Here is a 19,017-nt window from a genome sequence, read left to right on the forward strand (position 1 = left end):
AAATAAAATTCGATTATAAGCATATCCACTGATAAAATACATAATTTACCAGTACCAAATACATATAATATTATATCATAATGATTGAAAAATAGGACATATTTTTTATATCAATTTCTATTTATATCTATCTATACATACTTATCAATTTTTCCATATCTTGTTCATCCATGGCATTTACGTAACCAATTACAACTCCTTCTTTACTAATCACATAGGTAGTTGGATAACCATTGATATAATAATTATCGGTAGCAGTCCCGTCTTCATCAAATACTACAGGAAATGTTATACCTAAATCTTCAGCCCACTCAATTACTTCATCAATCGGCTTTTCACTTGCATCATGTTGTACATCAACTGCTATTATGGCAACATCATCATCTTTGTATTTTTCATGTATCTTTTGAAAATCAGGCATTTCATCTTTACAGTAGCCACACCAAGTAGTAAAGAAGTTAACAAACACTAATTTTCCTTTATAGTCTGATAGTGTATAGCTATTACCTTTTCCATCACTTAATGTAAAGTCAGGTGCTGCAATTGTTTCCTTATCTTCATTATCATCTCCAGTTTCTTTATCACCCTCTGGTACCTGCTCCTCAACCATGTCTTTATCATCTTCACCTGTTTCTTTATCTCCAACTGCCATTTCTCCATCTTTATCATCATCGTCTACTACATTATTATCTGAGTCATTTTCTTTATCCAGTTCAGATTCAATATTATTAGCGTCATTGTCATCAATATTATCTTTTTCTGACTTACATCCAGTTATTAGAATAAGTATCATCACTAAGATAAGTATAGTATTAAACTTCTTATTGAATTTCATTGTAATCACCTCATTTTATTATAATTTTCTACTTTTTATTTCATTATAATTCTTTACTTTATTACATCAGTTATACATTTTATTTCACAACTAATAGTGATAAGGTATTAGTGTATAACATTATTCCCATTATAATCATCAATACTCCGGCAACCAATTTTATCTTATCAAAATACTTATAGATCTTTTTGTAGTTATTGATGAACTTACCCAATAATAGAGCTGATATCAAAAATGGTATGGCGAATCCAATGGAATATACCAGCATCATTCCTCCTGCCTTTAGATAATTTTTTTCAAAACTGGCTAAAAAAAGGATTGTTCCAATTATAAGTCCATTACATGGTGTCCAGCCAAAACTGAATGTGATTCCAAGTAATAGTGACTTAATAAAACTAGGACTGTAATTCTTATACTGATATTTCTTCTCTTTGTTAAACAGCTTTATTTTGAACACTCCTATGAAATAAAGTCCAAATATGATTATTAATATTCCTCCTGCTTTTCTGATATAATCTTGATATGTTATAAGAGTATTATTAATAACTTTGGCTCCAAATCCAAGAGTTATATTAAGTATTGAAAGACCTAACACGAATGCTATAGAATTTATTATCATTATTCTTCTAATATTCTTATTTTTCTCTAGGTCTGTAATTGTTGTTCCAGCAAGGTAACTAAAATACAATGGTAATAATGGTAATACACAAGGAGTAAAAAAAGATAGAAATCCATTAAATATCGCTACCCAAAAAGTTACTTCATTTCCCATATGCCTTCCTCCAAACTTCAAAAATGCTTATTATACTTCTTTTGATATATATTATCATTAATATCATTATATTACTATATTAAAATTAATAAATTCATACATTGTTAACATATCAGTAAATAAATTATAGGGGCTGTTTTATAACAACCCCTGCTTATTAAGGTAATGTTGGACCATCTTCTGTGTCTTGTTGGATATTAGAAATCATTCTCTTGAACATTTCGTTGTCTAGCGCTCCCGATTTAGCCATCATACCAATCTCGTGAGAGGTTAAGTTACCCATATAAGGATGGCCAAAATTTTCGCTTATACTACCTGATTCATTTGTTCTGTTTTCATTATCCTTAGAATTTATCTGTTTCATAATTAGTTCCTTTCTTATTATTGTTGTATTGAATCTCTATTTGATATTTTAGAAGTTGAGAAACTTCTTATAAGAAACAATAAAAAATAGAGATAGTTCCCTATCTCTACTTAGTGTATGTCATTATGATATTATTATCCTAAACTTGTTCTATGAAATTGCAGATCTTTTTAATTGCTTTATTGCGTCATCTACTGGTGGTAAGAATAATAGTATTACTGTTAAGAACACTTCAACAGCAATATAAGAAATATTGTAAGCCATTGAATATAATGTTGGGTCCATATTAACTTTTGCTGCATAACTAGTAAAGAATATTACTCCTGTCAAGAAGTGGCAGATAAACCTACCGAATGCACCGATGAATAAGCCTTTCATCAAACCGTTTTGTGATCTCCTGAATAATCCTGATAAGCCAAGTGCTCCAAAAGCTATTGGATAATCCAATAATAATTGAGCAGGATGAACTACCCACGGGTCAATTATCAGCTGTAATAATCCATATGTAATACCACAGATTACACCCTGAGTTGTACCAAACCAATATCCGATCAGTACTATGAACAACATACTGAATGGAGTTATTGAACCGCCTTGTGGTAGTCTAAATATTTTTATCTGCGATAATACGATAGCAATAGCTATTGCAATAGCTGAATAGACTAGTTCTTTTGTTTTCATGGTTTTTGATTTACTACCCACTGATACGACGATTGTCAATAGAAGTAATGCAACTACTACAATTATAATTTGTCCTAAAGTTGAAGTAATAATATTTTGCAGTTCTCCACTTGAGATTGCATTTTGAAATTCTTGAAACATAATAAAATCCTCCTCATAGTTAGGAAGATCATTGACTGAAAGCAATGCTTCCCTTCGACGGCATTATCCGTATCAGGTTATAAGGGTCAGTAATTTCTATTTGTACTTTCTCAGCCAACTGGCTCCCCTAGCTAATATTTATTTCACACATAATGTACTCTAGTTTTGTAATTTTGTCAAGGTGCTATTTATAACTATTCTACAAAATATTTTTTAGAATTATATATTTTTATATCTATAACGTTAGTAATTTGTAGATTCCTGTAACTCTATGTCAAATATTTCTATATGACTAAGTCCTTATTTCAACATTTTTTTTACCTCTATTATTGTATACTATATTCTGCATTTAATAAACAAAGGAGGATTATTATGAAAATAAGAAAGATTTTTACTAGTTGTTTAGCATTGGTATTATTACTTATGCTTTTCCCAAAAAATGTGTTTGCTTATCAACCTGCTTCACATTACATTCTAATGAAAGAGACTACAAAAAACTTACCTGAAAACAGTATAATCAGAAGTGCTTTGGAAGAATATCCACTAATAGCAACTTGGGGTGCAAATGGTCCTGACCTCCCATTAATACAACCAAGACAAACTCTTGGATATTCACCTTGGTCAGACCGTTTTCATTATTTTAAAGTTGGAAGTTTTGCTATGAAACAACTAAAAGATGCTATAGAATCTAATGATAAGAAAAGAATAGCATATGTAGCAGGATGGATTACTCATGTAACTGGAGATTATGCATGTCATGGAATATTTGTAGATCCTGAAGCTGGAATCTATTTTAATAATCCAGCTGGGCGTGAATTACATATTAGTCTAGAGTCAGCAGCTGAATCATACTTGTGGGTTAACAAAGGTGGCTTTGATATATCTGATTATTCTGATGGTATATCTGATTGTTTTAGTGCTGTATCAGACATTCCTTTTGATGCTTTCAATGAAACTGCACAAAATATTTATGGCTCATCTCCTTCAAGCACTGAAGAAAAGACTTGGTGTTATACACTTCTTACAGGTCTTAAAACAGGTATAGGTTATACTTATAAAGAATATGATGAAGCTATGGATTTTCTTTCAGAGAATAATAGAAAGGAAAGATTGGATAATTCTTTCTCAAGTGCCCTAAACCATGCAGTAGATTTATTAACTAAAGCAGAACAAGGTGATTATAGCGGATTTAGCGATCGTTGGAATCTTGATGTAGGTGTTGACAATAACCCTATCAGCTCACTAACTGTTACAGTTCATACAGGCACAGAAAAAAGAGGCTTTCTTCATAACGAATGGGCAGGTACTGATGATGATGTATACTTTGGTATACAAACTCAAGATGGAAGAACAAAGGAATGGTTATTAGCCAAAGATGGTTACAATGATTTTGAAGCTGATGATAAAGACGAATATTATCTTTATAATGGTACTGATATTCATCCTAAAGATGTAGCCAATATTTATCTTAGAAAAGTTGAAAGATATGGTGGTATAGGTGGTGACTGGTATGTTGAGAGTTTAGATATCAACATCAATGGTCATACAGCTTATAATAATAATATCAATACTTGGATTGATGAAGATAATTCTACTTGGAAAACAAGCATTGATTGGAGTAATATGGAATTAGATACTGAACCTAAATAGGTAGAATCATTCATATATTTAATATGATTTCATAATATAAGGGGCTTTATATAAATAAGCCCCTTAATTAATACTCTATATTACATAACTTGACTCTTAAGCAGTTTAGTAATTTTTATTTGCTCATTTGGAGTTATTTTAACCCCATTATTCTTATAAGCTTTAATATATTTAAGTAAGTCATCCTTATTCTTAGATAATACTACTATATTGTTTGACTTGAATTGTATTTTAGATTCCTCGTTGGAGAAATAAACTAATCCATGAACATCATATTGCATATTGTTTCTTTTAAGAAGTTTGGTTAGACCTATTACATGTCCTTTTACCTGCAAAGTAGGATTGTATAATTCTCTCCTGTATTCTTTACCACCTTTTCCAATTTTAACCTGAGTAAGATATTTGGAATTCCCATTACCAATTATTGTCCCTTTAATATTCTTAGCCTCTACAATAAATACTCCATTAGAACCTACAATTACATAATCAAGTTGACTTGATGTGTTCTTACCTTGTATTAATATATCTGAAATCACTTTATATCTTTTTGGTAAATCAGATAATAAGTTTAATACTTCTTTTTCTCCCTTGAGTCCAGATTTTATTATATCAATATTAGTTTTCATCTTTTTAACATAAATACATAATATAAGTGTTCCTATCAATGAAAATCCATATGTATAAAAAGCTAATACTACACAAAATATTACAGCTATACTACAAATAATCATTTTGAGATATTCTAATAATATTTCTTTTCTCAGGTGATTTGATTTGTTTACAATCTGCGCCACTGTTTTCAATCCTTTCTTGAAATAAAAGAGACTAGTTATACTTCATATGCTACATAACCAATTAATCCTGGTCCTGTGTGAACCCCTAACGCTGGACTAATCTGTGAGATATGACCTTCAATTATATTACCAATATTTTTAATACTATTATATAATTGCTTGGCTTCTTCTTCTGCACCACCATGAATAATGGCTATATTATATTTTTTATCCTTGAATTCTTCCATTATCATAGATTTTATCTTACTAATTGATTTTCTTCTACCTCGTACTTTTGCAATAGTAAAATAAACGCCTTCATCATTAATCCCAATAATAGGTTTTATATTGAAAAACTCTCCGACTGTACCTTCAACTTTACCAATTCTACCGCCTTTTCTTAAATAAGTCAGTGTTTTCAACACATAGCAACCTTTCAATTTATCTCGAATCTCTTTTGCTCTATCAATGACATCTTCCATATTTTTTTGAGTATGTGCAATCACAGCTGCCTCTTTCACTATAAATCCTAAAAATATACCTAATGTTTTGGAATCATATACTTTTATATTGAGTCGTTCATAATCCTTAGCAAGCAGCTTAATTAGATTAAATGTTCCACTAAGATTAGAAGAGATTGTTATGACGACAGCATCCGTATACCCTTCATCCGCCAAGCTATCAAAAGCAGATAGAATATCTTCTGGTACAGGTAACGATGTTTTCGGTACCTCTTTCTCAATATTGTCATATACTTCCTTAGGTTTGATCTCAACACGATCCCTATATTCACGGTCATGATAAATAATTCTTAATGGAAGCAATTTAATATTGTATTTCTCAATGATACTATCAGGTAAATCACAAGCAGAATCAGTTAATATTGCTATTTTTTTCATAAGCGATTCCCTCCAAATGTCTATGTGGTTTTCAATGCCATATAATATGTTAATTAAAATTATATCATATGTAATAAATTAACACAACCAATTACATTTTTTAGTATTGGAATATATGAAAATAATAACCTATAATATTTTAATCTTAGAAGAAACAATGTTTTGTGATTATATTGATGGTTCCTAGACAGCAAAATAGTATATGTGGAGTAGTGAGGCAGAACGCCGAACCCAGCTTTAATCTGACAGCCCTACTGGACTGTCAGAAATAATAATGGACTCGATGTCCATTGTTATTTGTTGAGTCTCAGAACGAGCAAGTAGCGCAACATATAAATTAACTATTTTATCCCTATATCTTTTCTAAAATGTTTATTAGTAAAATCAACTTCTTCAACTGTCTTATAAGCAATATCTCTAGCTTCATCTATATCTCTACCAATAGCTGTCAATCCAAGTACTCTACCACCATTAGTAATTATTTTATCATCAACTTTTTTAGTTCCTGAATGAAAAACAATTACATCATCTTTATCTTTCTGCGCTTGTAGACCTTTTATCTCATATCCTTTTTCATATTTTACAGGATAACCTCCAGAAGCCAAAATTACACAAACAGCCGCTCTATCATCCCATTTTACATCTATCTCATTCAATTTTCCTTCAATAGCGTATTCAAATATATCCAACAAATCTGTTTGAAGTCTAGGTAATACAACTTGTGCTTCAGGATCACCGAATCTAGCATTATATTCTAATAACTTAGGTCCTTTCTCTGTAAGCATCAACCCAAAAAACATTATCCCTGTAAAAGGTCTTCCTTCATTTTTCATAGCCTTCAATGAAGGTTTATATATTGTTTCCACACATTCTTTATGTATTTCATCTGTATAATATTTACTTGGTGAAAAAGTTCCCATTCCACCAGTATTCAAGCCTTCATCTCCATCAAAAGCTCTCTTATGGTCCTGAGCACTAACCATTGGAATAATATTCTCTCCATCACAGAAAGATAAAACAGATACTTCTGGTCCAGTCAAGAATTCTTCTATGACAATCTTATCTCCAGCATCCCCAAATTTCTTATCCACCATGATTGTATCCACTGCTTCTTGTGCCTCTTTATATGTAGAACATATCAATACGCCTTTTCCAAGAGCAAGTCCATCTGCTTTTATGACTATTGGATAATCACATTTTTTGATGTAATCATTTGCAGAATCCACATTATCTATAACAACATATCCTGCTGTAGGAATATTATATTTTTTCATAAGGTCTTTTGAAAATATTTTACTTCCTTCTATAATAGCGGCATTTTGTTTTGGACCAAATATCTTAAGTCCTTTGTTTTCAAATGCATCTACAACTCCTAACATAAGAGGGTCATCCATACCAACTACTGTTAAATCTACTGGATTGCTCAGTGCAAAATCTAATAGCCCTTTGATGTCTGTTGCTGGAATATCTACACATTCCGCCAATTCTGAAATTCCTGCATTACCAGGTGCACAATAGATTTTATCCACTCTTTTACTCTGAGATAATTTCCATATAATAGCATGTTCTCTTCCGCCGCTACCAATTACAAGTATATTCATCTATTCCATCCCTTCTTATATATTATTCACCTATAATTACCTTATTGCCTTGTACATTAATCTCACCTTGCGCATATAATTTTATAGCTTCTGGATAAATTACCCATTCAGCTTCTTCCATTACTCTTCGCTGTAGAATTTCTGGTGTATCATCCGATCTAACATCAACAGCTTTTTGTAATATGATAGGACCTGTATCAGTACCTTCATCAACAAAATGGACTGTAGCACCTGTTACCTTAATCCCACGATCAATTACACCCTGATGCACTTTAAGTCCATAGTACCCATCACCACAGAATGATGGTATTAATGAAGGATGAATATTCATAATTTTATTCGGAAATGCTTTTACAAATTCCTCTGACAAGACTACTAGATAACCTGCAAGAACTATCAAATCAATATCTAGAGATAAAAAATAATCTCTAAGGGCAATACAAAATTCTTGTCTTGACCCATAGTCTCTTGGTTTAATACATTTACCTTGAATATTATATTTTTTTATTCTTTCCAAAGCATATGCATTTTCTTTGTTACTTACTACAGAAACTATTTCCGTATCAGGTATACTACCATCCCTAATTCTATCAATTATAGCCTGTAAATTAGTTCCCCCGCCAGAAACAAGAACTCCTATTCTTAGCATATAATTACCCCTTCGTCACCTTTTTCAACTGAACCGATCACATAACCCTTTTCACCTATAGCTTCCAAAATATCTATTGCTTTTCCTGCTTCATCTTTATTAAGTATAAGAACCATACCAATACCCATATTAAAAGTATTATAGATGCTTCTTTCTTCCATTTCACCTAACTTCTCCATCAAGTTAAATATGTTATGAACAGGCCAAGTACCTTTATTTATCTTAGCACTGAACCCATCTTTTAAAGCTCTAGGAATATTTTCAATAAAACCTCCACCAGTAATATGACTGATTGATTTTATTATTACTCTATCTTTTAATTCCCTTATTTGTTTTACATATATCTTAGTAGGCTTAATCAGCTCTTCTCCTAGAGTACAGCCTAATTCTTCTACATATTCTTCCAACTTCTCCTTAGTAGGTTCAAAAAGTTTTCTGACAAGAGAATAACCGTTACTATGTATCCCTGATGATGGTAGACCAAGAAGTACATCTCCCTCTTCGATCTTAGAACCATCAATAACCTTACTCTTATCAACGATACCTACAGCAAACCCAGCCATATCATATTCATTTTCAGGATAAAACCCTGGCATCTCAGCAGTTTCTCCACCAATAAGAGCCGCTCCAGATTGTCTACAGCCCTCAGCCACACCACTTACGATATCAGCTATCTTTTCTGGTATATTCTTGCCACAAGCTATATAATCCAAGAAGAAAAGTGGTTCAGCACCAGAGCATATGATGTCGTTAACACACATAGCTACTAAGTCTATTCCTACAGTGTTATGCTTATCAGTTAAAAATGCAACTTTCAATTTAGTTCCTACACCATCTGTACCTGATACTAGTACTGGTTCTTCCATTTTATGTTTAGCTAATGAAAATAACCCTCCGAATCCCCCAAGATCTGTTACAACGCCTTCTGTAAAAGTGGTTTTAACATGTTTTTTCATTAATTCTACTGCTTTATATCCTGCTTCAACGTCTACTCCAGAAGCTTTATAATCCACTGCCATTATTTTTCCTCCTCATCATCAACATCCATAGGGTATTTACCATTAAAGCATGCCATACAATAATCTCTTTTTCCATCTTTACATGTACTAAGCAAACCTTCATTACTTATATATCCTAAACTATCTGCTCCGATCAAATCTTTTATTCCATCTATTGACATATTACCAGCAATTAGATTCTTCCTCTCAGGAGTATCAATCCCAAAATAACAAGAATGCTTAACTGGAGGTGAACTAATACGAACGTGAACTTCCTTTGCTCCTGCCGCTTTTAATAGATTAACAATCTTTTTACTTGTTGTTCCTCTAACAAGAGAATCATCTATCATTACAACTCTTTTGCCTTCAATCTGACTTCTTATAGGATTTAATTTCATGTGTACCCCTAATTCTCTCATCTCTTGGCTTGGCTGAATGAATGTTCTTCCTACATATCTATTTTTCATGAATCCACCAACATATTTAATTCCTAAAGCATGAGCAAAACCATGAGCAGCAGCAAGTCCAGAGTCAGGTACACCAACTACTACATCTGCTTCTACAGGATGTTCCTTCGCTAATACAATACCCGCTTGGTATCTGGCACTATACACTTCAATTCCATCCATAATACTATCTGGTCTTGCAAAATATATATATTCAAATATACAAGAAGCCGATTTCTTAGGAACTTCTGTTTGAATTGATTTTATTCCTTCATTATTAACTACAATCATCTCTCCTGGTTCTACATCCCTAATGAATTTTATACCAAGAGAATCAAAAGCACAGGATTCAGATGAAAACACATATGAATCTTCTTTCTTTCCAATAACAAGTGGTCTCATTCCTAATGGGTCTCTTGCAGCAATAAGTTTATTAGGAGTCATTATTAGTAATGAATAAGCTCCCTTAATAATAGTCATGACTTCCCTCAATGCATCTTCAATCGTACTATATTTGATCCTAATACGTGATAATAACGCCGCTATCACTTCTGTATCTGACGTTGTTTGAAATATAGTACCTTGTTCTTCCAACTCTTTTTTTATCTTACCAGCATTCGTTATATTCCCATTATGGGCAATAGCCATATGCCCCTTTGTGTACTTTATAACTAAAGGCTGTGCATTCTCTGCATAACTCTCACCAGTTGTTGAATATCTCACATGACCTATAGCCGAATGCCCTTTTAGATAGTCAAGAACTACATCATCAAATATCTCTGATACCATTCCCATTTCTTTTCTATACAAGATAGTCCCCTTATTATTAACCGCTATTCCCGCACTTTCCTGACCTCTATGTTGAAGTGCAAAAAGTCCATAATAAGTTAATCTCGAAGTATCGAATTCATTATTATTATAAACTCCAAACACACCGCATTCTTCCTTTAATTTATCATCAAACATGATATCTCCCTTCCACTATTTATGAATAACTTCACTAGCCTAGTAGATAATATATATATAAATAAACCGATTTTTAAATATTAATTAGAACGAACTTAGTTTTTCTTAAATATTTAATTATTTATTTTATTGTAATAAAATAAATTCATTATTATTGTAAGTTAAATGTTCTAAATAAATTACATGCTACTAGTAATTTATTTTTTCAACTTACATTTGGAGGTGTTTTGTATATATATTATCTACGGTATATCACTAATAATTTATGAATTCCCTAAAGTTCTTTTTAATATTTCTTGATACGCACCCTCAACATTACCAAGGTCTCTTCTAAAACGGTCTTTATCAAGTTTTTCTCCTGTATTCTTGTCCCAGTAACGACATGTATCTGGTGAAATCTCATCTGCTAAAATAACTGTTCCATCAGGAGTTCTACCAAATTCTAGTTTAAAATCAATAAGTTCTATATTAATCGAATCAAAATATTCTGAAAGTATCTCATTAATTCTAAATGACATCTCCGAAATCTTATCAAGTTCTTCTTTAGTAGCTAATGAAAGAGCATAGATATGAAAATCATTAACCATAGGATCACCAAGTTCATCCTTCTTATAACAATATTCAAGAACTGTTTTATCAAGCTTAGTACCTTCTTCAAGTCCTAATCTCTTGCTTAAGCTTCCAGCTGCTATATTTCTAACAATAACCTCTAGAGGTACAATCTCTACTTTTTTAACTACTGTTTCACGATCATTTATCTCTTCTACAATATGAGTTGGTATACCTTTTTTCTCGAGTAATCCCATTAAGTAATTAGAAACTCTGTTGTTAATGCTTCCCTTATCCTGTATTGAACCTTTTTTAACACCATTAAATGCAGTAGCATCATCTTTGTAAGATACTATTAACATGTTATCATCATCAGTTTTAAATACCTTTTTCGCTTTACCTTCATATAATAATTCTGTTTTTTTCATCTAATCATCCTCCTATTATAATTAATTCATACTTTCTAAATATTTGCCATACTTAATTTTTTCTAATTTATTAGCTTTTTCTTTTACAGTCTCTCTTAGATTATTTTTATATTCTCCAACTTTCTGACTTATATTCTCATCGAATATTCCTATTATTGATGAAGCTAATATTCCTGCATTTTTAGCTCCATTAATAGCTACTGTAGCTACAGGTATTCCCGGTGGCATCTGAACAATAGAATATAACGAATCAATACCATTCAATGTTCTTGTCTTAATAGGTACTCCAATAACTGGAAGTGTAGTAAGTGATGCAACCATACCTGGTAAATGTGCCGCTCCTCCAGCTCCTGCAATAATTACTTTTAGTCCTTTTTCTTTGGCATTTTTTGCATAATCAAATAATCTTTCTGGAGTTCTATGAGCTGATACAACAGTTAACTCATAAGATATGTGAAATTCATCTAGTATCTTAGCTGCTTCTTGCATAACAGGTAGATCAGAGTCACTGCCCATAATAATTCCAACCATAGGTTTCATAATATTAACCTCCTCATTATCCTTTTTGACTAATAACTCTTAGTCCTCTCTTAGCTTTTTCAGCTTTTTCTACTGCCTCATCAATTGTGTCAGCACAAACTGTAATATGACCCATTTTTCTCTTAGGTTTTACTTCTTCTTTGCCATAGATATGAACTTTTGCGATTCCATCATTATAGACTTTATCTAAACCTTCATAATATGCTATTCCTGACTCACCATCTTCACCTAGAAGGTTTCTCATTACTGTTGGACATCTAAGGCTTACATCTCCAAGGGGTAAACCTGAAATAGCTCTTATATGTTGCTCGAATTGAGATGTCAAACATCCTTCAATAGTATAATGACCAGAATTATGTGGTCTTGGTGCTACTTCATTTATTAATATATTATCATCTTTAGTAACAAACATTTCAACACAAAACATACCTACGCCTGAAAAAATCTCCATTACTCTATGGGCTAATTCCATTGCTTCTTCTGTACATTCCTTAGAAATCTCTGCTGGAACTCTTGTTTCATCTAATATACTATCTACATGAATATTTTCACCTACTGGATATACTGTTATTTCTCCATTTATCCCTCTACAAGCAAGAACAGATATTTCTTTTTTCAGGTCAACAAATCGTTCTACCATCAAAGGAATCGTTCCGTTACCTAATTGTCTATAGGATTCTTCTATTAATTTTTCATTTTCTACAACATAGTTACCTTTACCATCGTAACCACCTGTACAAGTTTTTAACATCATTGGATAACCAAATTCTTGACCTGCGTTTATTAAATCTTCTGTGGACTTTATTAACATAAAATCTGGAACTGCTATATCATTTTTAAGAAGTGTGTATTTTTGATTATATTTGTTTTGAATTATTTCCAAGCTCTTTGCAGTAGGGTAGATTGTATACCCTTCATCTTCTAATTTCTTTAAAATATCTACATTGATATGTTCGAATTCATATGTAATTACGTGAACTTTTTCCGCCATTGTTCGTATTGCCTTCTCATCATCAAAAGAAGCCAATATATGTTCATCAGATATACTATGTGATGGGCAAGACTCTGAAGGGTCTAATGTTATAACATAGAATCCCAACCTTTTAGCATCTAAAATCATCATCTTGCCCAATTGTCCTCCACCAATAATCCCAATCTTTTTAGAAAGATTATTCATTACGAACAACTCCTTAATCATATTTGCATTTTTAATAGGCTGTAAAATCATTTTACAAATAAAATTAAAATAAGTCAATAGATATCCGAACATTTTTTAGTTTTTTAATAAAAACATTCACTTCCACCATTTTTTTATAACCAACTATTCTAAAATAGCAAAAGAAAAAGACAAAAGTATACACTCTTGTCTCTTACATTTATTATTCCATATCTAAAAACCATTTTATAACTTTTTTACTTTCTTCAATTTTGAGAGTATTACTTACAACACCCATTATTTTTTCAGAATCTCCAACCATAACAGTTTTGATTTTTTCATTATCAGTTACATTAATTCCATAAATCTGCTCATTGGTATCCTCTTCACTTTTACCTTTTATTAGTCTATCAGTAAGCTTATTAAGTTCATCTTCTGAAAACACTTTGTCCAGAGGAATCATGGACCCTTGAAGCAATAAAAAATTATACTGTTCTTTGTCCAAAATTAATACATCAAGTTCTCTTGCTGAGATATTAGCTACAAATTTAGTTTGTGTTGCCATTTGTATCTGTGGGTTTTCTATCCCATAAACAAAGGTATTGAAGAACACCTTTTTATTACCCATTTCCTCAGTTACTATTATTGGGTTTAATTCTTTTTCTAATGATTCTGTGTTATCTGAAACAATACTGCTGCCTACAAAATTGACACTTACTGCTGATTTTGGTGGTGGATTGAAAACCCATATATTCAGAAAGCTTCCAACAATAATCATAACTAGTATACTAGCAAAGATATGTATCTTGTAATATTCCCAAATATATTCAACTTTTTCTTTCCTTGTTAACTCCTTGAATTTTGCTTTGTTTGATTTTTTCATCTGCTTATCACCTTGTTCTATCTATTTGCAAAATAATATATAAAGATTATTATATCATAATTTTAAGCTTCATCAAGGGCTTTATTTAATTCTTGTGTTCCTTCAAGAACAAATCTACCATCTTTTATTAATCCAATACGTTCATTATCTTTAGTAATTACATCAATTGACTTAAGTCCACTATATGGTATTGTTATATCGGTATGCTTACCAGTATATGCTTCATCAATATTTGTCTTTCTAAGTATTGATTTTTCATTATCCCTAGCAATTATTTCTTTTCCATCTGAATTATATACAGGAGTATCTTCACCCCATGCAAAACAAGTATCCCCAATTGCAAAGTGAGGACCTGTTTTTTCTGTTATTAATATAGGTAATACGTTATCAATATTATATTTATGTGCCATTACATATGCTGTAGTATTGGTTCCAATAGCAAATTCTCCAAGTGGTAATGTTTGGTTAGGGAAAATCAAGTTTTCATATACGTATTTTTTATTTTCTTCACTATTATCAAAATTAGTGCATGTATATGTGTCAACATATCCATCTTTGAAAGTTATTTCTAGGTTGTTATATTTCAATCCATTAAGGAATACTTCTTCGACAAATAATGTACCATTAGTACCCATTAAAGTTGGTGATGTATATACTTCTCCTAGAGGAATGTTAACATCAGCTAAACAATTGTGGAAAAGTGATTCTTTTTCTGGATTTTTTATCTCATGTAATTTAACCATTATATCTGTTTTATTAGAGCCTTTTCCTTGTACGTGAGCGTATTCACCCTTATCTAATGCATCTATTAGTTTCTGTTGTATTTTTTCATATACATTCACATCAAGGGTGTTGACTTTTATAGTATAATCAAATATCTCTTGGAATTTGTCTCCTATTTCAGGTACTGGATATGATACCATAGTAAAACTATAATTTTCACCTGATAAATATTTACAAAGCAGCTGTTTAGCTTTCATTTGAAGATTTTTATTAAGAACTGTTTGTTCGTCATCTAGTTTAACACACTCTTTTTTTGTTTCTGGATAGAATGGCTTTTGTCCAAAACCTTCAAGAACAGCAGGACCACCTTGAGCATGTAAATTAGCACCCAATTCATTTATATGTTTTTCACATGCATCCTGCTTAAGTCTTGCATACTCTTCATCAAGATATAATGCATAATCATATCTATGGTCATAAAAATATTGTTTATTAGGCATAGTAGAATACATCTTAGTGAAAGCATAATTGTATTCAATAGTAGTTATTGTTTCTATAGTAATGATAGGTCTTAGATTCAATTTTTCAAAGTTAGCTATTACTTCTCTCATAACACGTTCAAAACCTATTTGATATCTTAAGCTTACTGCTGATTTAATCGTGATATCTTTGTTATCATTTATAAATCCTATACGATAACCTTCTGACATAATATCAGCCATGTATTTAATCTTTTCTTTTGGTATATCATTAAGATATTCTGCTATCTTAATTTCATTATAATCTATGTAATTTCCATATTTAAATAAATATCTAAGGTCAGTTAAATCATCTTTTTTAACCATATCAGTAAGATAAGATTTATTAGGATTACTCATTTCATCATAATATAGCTTAACTTCTTGATCTACATATTCTTTTGCATCAGCTAATATGAATTCATTTAATTTGCAATGTGAAATCTCTTGATTATCCATAATGTAATTATAGAATTGAATAAATAACTTATTAACCCTATACATCATAAAAATCTTATGCTGATAAGCTAATTGTACATATTCATGTACTTTTGTGTATAGATATGACAATGCCTTACCAATTTCATTACCAAATTGTGAAACAGCATAACTTGGATTACCATAACATGTATCATAATTATCATGTAACAAGTCTTCGTACATTTCTTCATTAAAAACTTTTAATTGTTCAAAAGTATTATTTTTAAAATATACTTCATCTAATTCTTTTTCATGGTCAGCCATCATAATTATGAACCTGCTAAGTTCATTAAAATATTTTCCATAACCATCCTTTTTCTCTGTACAATTAACAATAGAGTTAATCTTTTCTAAAGATTTTTCGTATGAATCTAAAATAGTTTCATTTTCTTTTCTATAATAATCCTTATAATCAAACATAATTTTACTCCTTTTGAATTATATATTTCTATATTAATTATTATCTATATATTGTATCATCAAATAGTATTAACTTTTGTCTGTGATCAGCCCTTTTGCTCTAGCAATTCTTGTAGCTGTAAAAGACACTATAAAAGCTATAATTATACTGAGCAATACATCTGTTGGATAATGGACTGATAAATAAACCCTTGATAATGTTATAACTATAGCTAAAATAAGAATAGGTAAATATACTTTCCACTCTTTTACCAAAAAAACAACTATGAATGCTACAGAAAAACTGCTTATTGCATGTCCTGAAGGCATTGAGAAACTATTTAATTTATCAATGATAATATCTAAACCTAGTGCATCATATGGTCTAATTCTACCAATGGCATTTTTTAATATTAGTTCACCTAAGATAATATTAGTAATTAATACAGTTGTGGCTATTATACCGACAGTTCTATATTTTTTACTTGCTACAAGCAATATACATATGACTATCCAAATCAAACCAGCATTACCAATACGTGAAAAGAATACCATTATACTGTCCAGTACAGGTGTTCTTAGATGTTCAGATATATATAGTATAATATTTTGGTCAATTTTATTTATTGTATTAAATATTGTCATCACCCCTCTTTTAAGCTATTACCACAATTGTTACAGAATTTTGCATCATAATCATTTTTCGTTTGACATTTACTGCATATTATATACTTCTCGTTACTTCCTTCATCTGTATATGATGTAAGTCCTTCTTTAACTGCTTTAGTTACTTCTCTTATACTATCTTTTGTTCCGTCAGCCATATAATTAATAGTATCTTTCGCTACTGGTGAAATCTCTTCAGCAGAATATCTTGCTACCTCACCCATAAATGCAAATTTACACATAGCTCCACCAAATCCCATCAATGGAATTCCAATAAAGCCACACCAAAATTTAGTAGGTGTATGAGGTTCTTTGCCAAATCCAAAAGAATTCATGGAACCTATGGAACTAAAGGAACTAAAAAAATCCACGAGACAAACAACAAAAAATATTATGCCAATTCCAAGTAATAATGGTCCTAATACTTTTAATATGTTTTTCTTACTTGTATGATTTTTGTCAATACTATTTTTATTCATATAATATCCTCCTCATATTAGTGTTCTTATATAATGATTAAAAATATACCTTCACTTAATTAAATTAACTAATTAGTAAATCAAGTAATATTTTTAAACATAAATATAAGAGTTAACCCCTTACCAGCTAACTCTTATATTATACCTTATATCCACATATTTTTCCAACCATTATATAGTACAAATTTGTATTTATTTTGTAGTATTATCAACTCCTATATTTATATTATCCAATCCCTTTTTTTTATTATATTCTCTTCTACTATATAGATGCTTGACACCTATTATCACTGCGAATATATAAAATCCGCAACCTAATATCGTTTTAATATCCCATTCTCCTATGACATTCTCTCCTCTCTTATTTCTTTTTAATATATTTTCTAGTGTCTATTGCAACAGCAATAAGAATTATCATACCTTTTACAACGTATTGAAGATATGGGTCTACTCCAATATAAGCTAAACCAAAGTTAATTACTTGGAATATAATAACCCCTGTTACAATACCTGCTACTGAACCAACTCCACCCATGAGGGAAACACCACCAACGACACAGGCTGAAATAGCATCTAATTCATAGCCTAGACCTAAGTTGTTGGTTGCAGAACCTGTACGGCCTAATTCAAGCAATCCAGCTGCTCCATATAATACTCCAGCAATTACATATATTATTAGAGTTGTCTTGACAATACTAACACCAGATACTGCCGCAGCTTCTGCATTCCCTCCAACAGCAAACATATTCTTGCCTATTCTGGTTTTGTTCCATATGAACCATATGAATAAAATTGATATTAGAGCAAAGAGCATAAGGAATGATATATAAAACTCATCTGAACCAAACTTAAGTTTTAATAATTTGCCTTGAGCGATATATTTAAAACCCTCATTCAAACTTGTTATAGGAGAACCGCCTAAAGCATTATAATAACTTGAAGCTGCACCATATAGAACTAACTGCATACCTAGTGTAGCGATGAATGGTGTGATATGTAATTTTGCTGTCAACCAACCATTAATAAATGATGCAAAAGTTATCAATAGAATTATAAATAAAATTGATAATGCAATAAACCATCCTGATGTTGGCAGATTAGGAAATATCCTTCTAGAAAAACCAGGTGACTGCATCAAGCTTGCTCCTACAACCCCAGCTAATCCAACCATCCTACCAATAGATAAGTCTGTTCCAGCAAGTACAATGATACCTCCTACACCAAGAGCAAGCATACATCTTGTTGAGGCCTGAGTTAATATTGTAGCCAGACTTCTCCATGATACTATAGATGAATCCTCTATTATAATTATTATAATCATGATGAGTAGTACAAAATATATTGCATATTTAAGAAGTAAGTCGCTTATCTTCTTTTTATCAAATGAAATCTTTCTGATTATCTTATTCATGTAATTTATC

At 31.1% G+C, this 19,017-nt stretch carries 19 protein-coding genes and 1 riboswitch; of the genes, 1 reads left to right on the forward strand and 18 read right to left on the reverse strand.

Going from position 1 to position 19,017, the window contains the following annotated elements; all coding sequences use genetic code 11:
- Nucleotides 1-127: 127 nt before the first annotated feature.
- From N4A55_RS10810 to thiT, 4 genes are all read right to left on the reverse strand, one after another.
- Entirely contained in the window at nucleotides 128-835 is a 708-nt protein-coding gene (locus tag N4A55_RS10810; protein WP_293756115.1) for a TlpA disulfide reductase family protein, read from the reverse strand.
- Nucleotides 836-914: 79 nt separating this feature from the next.
- Nucleotides 915-1,607 carry a cytochrome c biogenesis CcdA family protein gene (locus tag N4A55_RS10815; protein WP_293756117.1) on the reverse strand — a complete coding sequence of 231 codons (693 nt, stop codon included), beginning with the start codon at nucleotides 1,605-1,607 and terminating at the stop codon, nucleotides 915-917.
- Between the two features lie 157 nt (nucleotides 1,608-1,764).
- Entirely contained in the window at nucleotides 1,765-1,971 is a 207-nt protein-coding gene (locus N4A55_RS10820) for a hypothetical protein (protein WP_293756119.1), read from the reverse strand.
- Nucleotides 1,972-2,121: 150 nt separating this feature from the next.
- A complete protein-coding gene (gene thiT, locus N4A55_RS10825; RefSeq protein WP_293756121.1) occupies nucleotides 2,122-2,793 on the reverse strand; it encodes an energy-coupled thiamine transporter ThiT in 672 nt (223 codons plus the stop codon).
- A gap of 32 nt (nucleotides 2,794-2,825) precedes the next feature.
- A riboswitch (TPP riboswitch) is annotated at nucleotides 2,826-2,932 on the reverse strand.
- 233 nt (nucleotides 2,933-3,165) lie between these two features.
- Here thiT and N4A55_RS10830 point away from each other — a divergent pair.
- A complete protein-coding gene (locus N4A55_RS10830) occupies nucleotides 3,166-4,443 on the forward strand; it encodes a zinc dependent phospholipase C family protein (RefSeq protein WP_293756123.1) in 1,278 nt (425 codons plus the stop codon).
- Nucleotides 4,444-4,523: 80 nt separating this feature from the next.
- Here N4A55_RS10830 and N4A55_RS10835 read toward each other — a convergent pair whose 3' ends face one another.
- The 14 genes from N4A55_RS10835 to mglC form a co-directional block, all read right to left on the reverse strand.
- Complete coding sequence (locus tag N4A55_RS10835) at nucleotides 4,524-5,237, reverse strand: nuclease-related domain-containing protein (protein WP_293756125.1); 714 nt, start codon at nucleotides 5,235-5,237, stop codon at nucleotides 4,524-4,526.
- Between the two features lie 35 nt (nucleotides 5,238-5,272).
- Complete coding sequence (locus tag N4A55_RS10840) at nucleotides 5,273-6,115, reverse strand: DegV family protein (RefSeq protein WP_293756127.1); 843 nt, start codon at nucleotides 6,113-6,115, stop codon at nucleotides 5,273-5,275.
- A 341-nt stretch (nucleotides 6,116-6,456) separates the two neighbouring features.
- Entirely contained in the window at nucleotides 6,457-7,716 is a 1,260-nt protein-coding gene (gene purD, locus N4A55_RS10845) for a phosphoribosylamine--glycine ligase (RefSeq protein ID WP_293756129.1), read from the reverse strand.
- 22 nt (nucleotides 7,717-7,738) lie between these two features.
- Nucleotides 7,739-8,365 (reverse strand): phosphoribosylglycinamide formyltransferase, encoded by a 627-nt coding sequence (purN, locus tag N4A55_RS10850; RefSeq protein ID WP_293756131.1) that lies wholly within the window; start codon nucleotides 8,363-8,365, stop codon nucleotides 7,739-7,741.
- Nucleotides 8,359-9,378: a phosphoribosylformylglycinamidine cyclo-ligase gene (gene purM, locus N4A55_RS10855; protein ID WP_334303782.1), complete on the reverse strand. Its 1,020-nt coding sequence runs from the start codon at nucleotides 9,376-9,378 to the stop codon at nucleotides 8,359-8,361. The genes purN and purM overlap by 7 nt, the downstream gene beginning before the upstream one ends.
- Nucleotides 9,379-9,383: 5 nt before the next feature.
- On the reverse strand, nucleotides 9,384-10,775 hold the full coding sequence (gene purF, locus N4A55_RS10860; RefSeq protein ID WP_293756135.1) for an amidophosphoribosyltransferase: 1,392 nt from the start codon (nucleotides 10,773-10,775) through the stop codon (nucleotides 9,384-9,386).
- Nucleotides 10,776-11,038: 263 nt separating this feature from the next.
- Nucleotides 11,039-11,752: a phosphoribosylaminoimidazolesuccinocarboxamide synthase gene (gene purC / locus N4A55_RS10865; RefSeq protein WP_293756137.1), complete on the reverse strand. Its 714-nt coding sequence runs from the start codon at nucleotides 11,750-11,752 to the stop codon at nucleotides 11,039-11,041.
- Between the two features lie 21 nt (nucleotides 11,753-11,773).
- Entirely contained in the window at nucleotides 11,774-12,292 is a 519-nt protein-coding gene (purE, locus tag N4A55_RS10870; protein WP_293756139.1) for a 5-(carboxyamino)imidazole ribonucleotide mutase, read from the reverse strand.
- A 16-nt stretch (nucleotides 12,293-12,308) separates the two neighbouring features.
- Nucleotides 12,309-13,469: a 5-(carboxyamino)imidazole ribonucleotide synthase gene (locus tag N4A55_RS10875; protein ID WP_293756141.1), complete on the reverse strand. Its 1,161-nt coding sequence runs from the start codon at nucleotides 13,467-13,469 to the stop codon at nucleotides 12,309-12,311.
- A 202-nt stretch (nucleotides 13,470-13,671) separates the two neighbouring features.
- Complete coding sequence (locus N4A55_RS10880; protein WP_293756143.1) at nucleotides 13,672-14,331, reverse strand: hypothetical protein; 660 nt, start codon at nucleotides 14,329-14,331, stop codon at nucleotides 13,672-13,674.
- Between the two features lie 62 nt (nucleotides 14,332-14,393).
- Nucleotides 14,394-16,472 carry an aminopeptidase gene (locus tag N4A55_RS10885; protein ID WP_293756145.1) on the reverse strand — a complete coding sequence of 693 codons (2,079 nt, stop codon included), beginning with the start codon at nucleotides 16,470-16,472 and terminating at the stop codon, nucleotides 14,394-14,396.
- A gap of 69 nt (nucleotides 16,473-16,541) precedes the next feature.
- Nucleotides 16,542-17,096 (reverse strand): phosphatase PAP2 family protein, encoded by a 555-nt coding sequence (locus N4A55_RS10890; RefSeq protein WP_293756147.1) that lies wholly within the window; start codon nucleotides 17,094-17,096, stop codon nucleotides 16,542-16,544.
- Nucleotides 17,096-17,596, reverse strand: a complete 501-nt coding sequence (locus tag N4A55_RS10895; protein ID WP_293756149.1) for a zinc ribbon domain-containing protein — start codon at nucleotides 17,594-17,596, stop codon at nucleotides 17,096-17,098. The genes N4A55_RS10890 and N4A55_RS10895 overlap by 1 nt, the downstream gene beginning before the upstream one ends.
- A gap of 361 nt (nucleotides 17,597-17,957) precedes the next feature.
- Nucleotides 17,958-19,007, reverse strand: coding sequence for a galactose/methyl galactoside ABC transporter permease MglC (mglC, locus tag N4A55_RS10900; RefSeq protein WP_293756151.1), 1,050 nt, complete (start codon nucleotides 19,005-19,007; stop codon nucleotides 17,958-17,960).
- Nucleotides 19,008-19,017: the final 10 nt, after the last annotated feature.

This window comes from Vallitalea sp., assembly GCF_025211055.1.
Classification (GTDB): Bacteria; Bacillota; Clostridia; order Lachnospirales; family Vallitaleaceae; genus Vallitalea.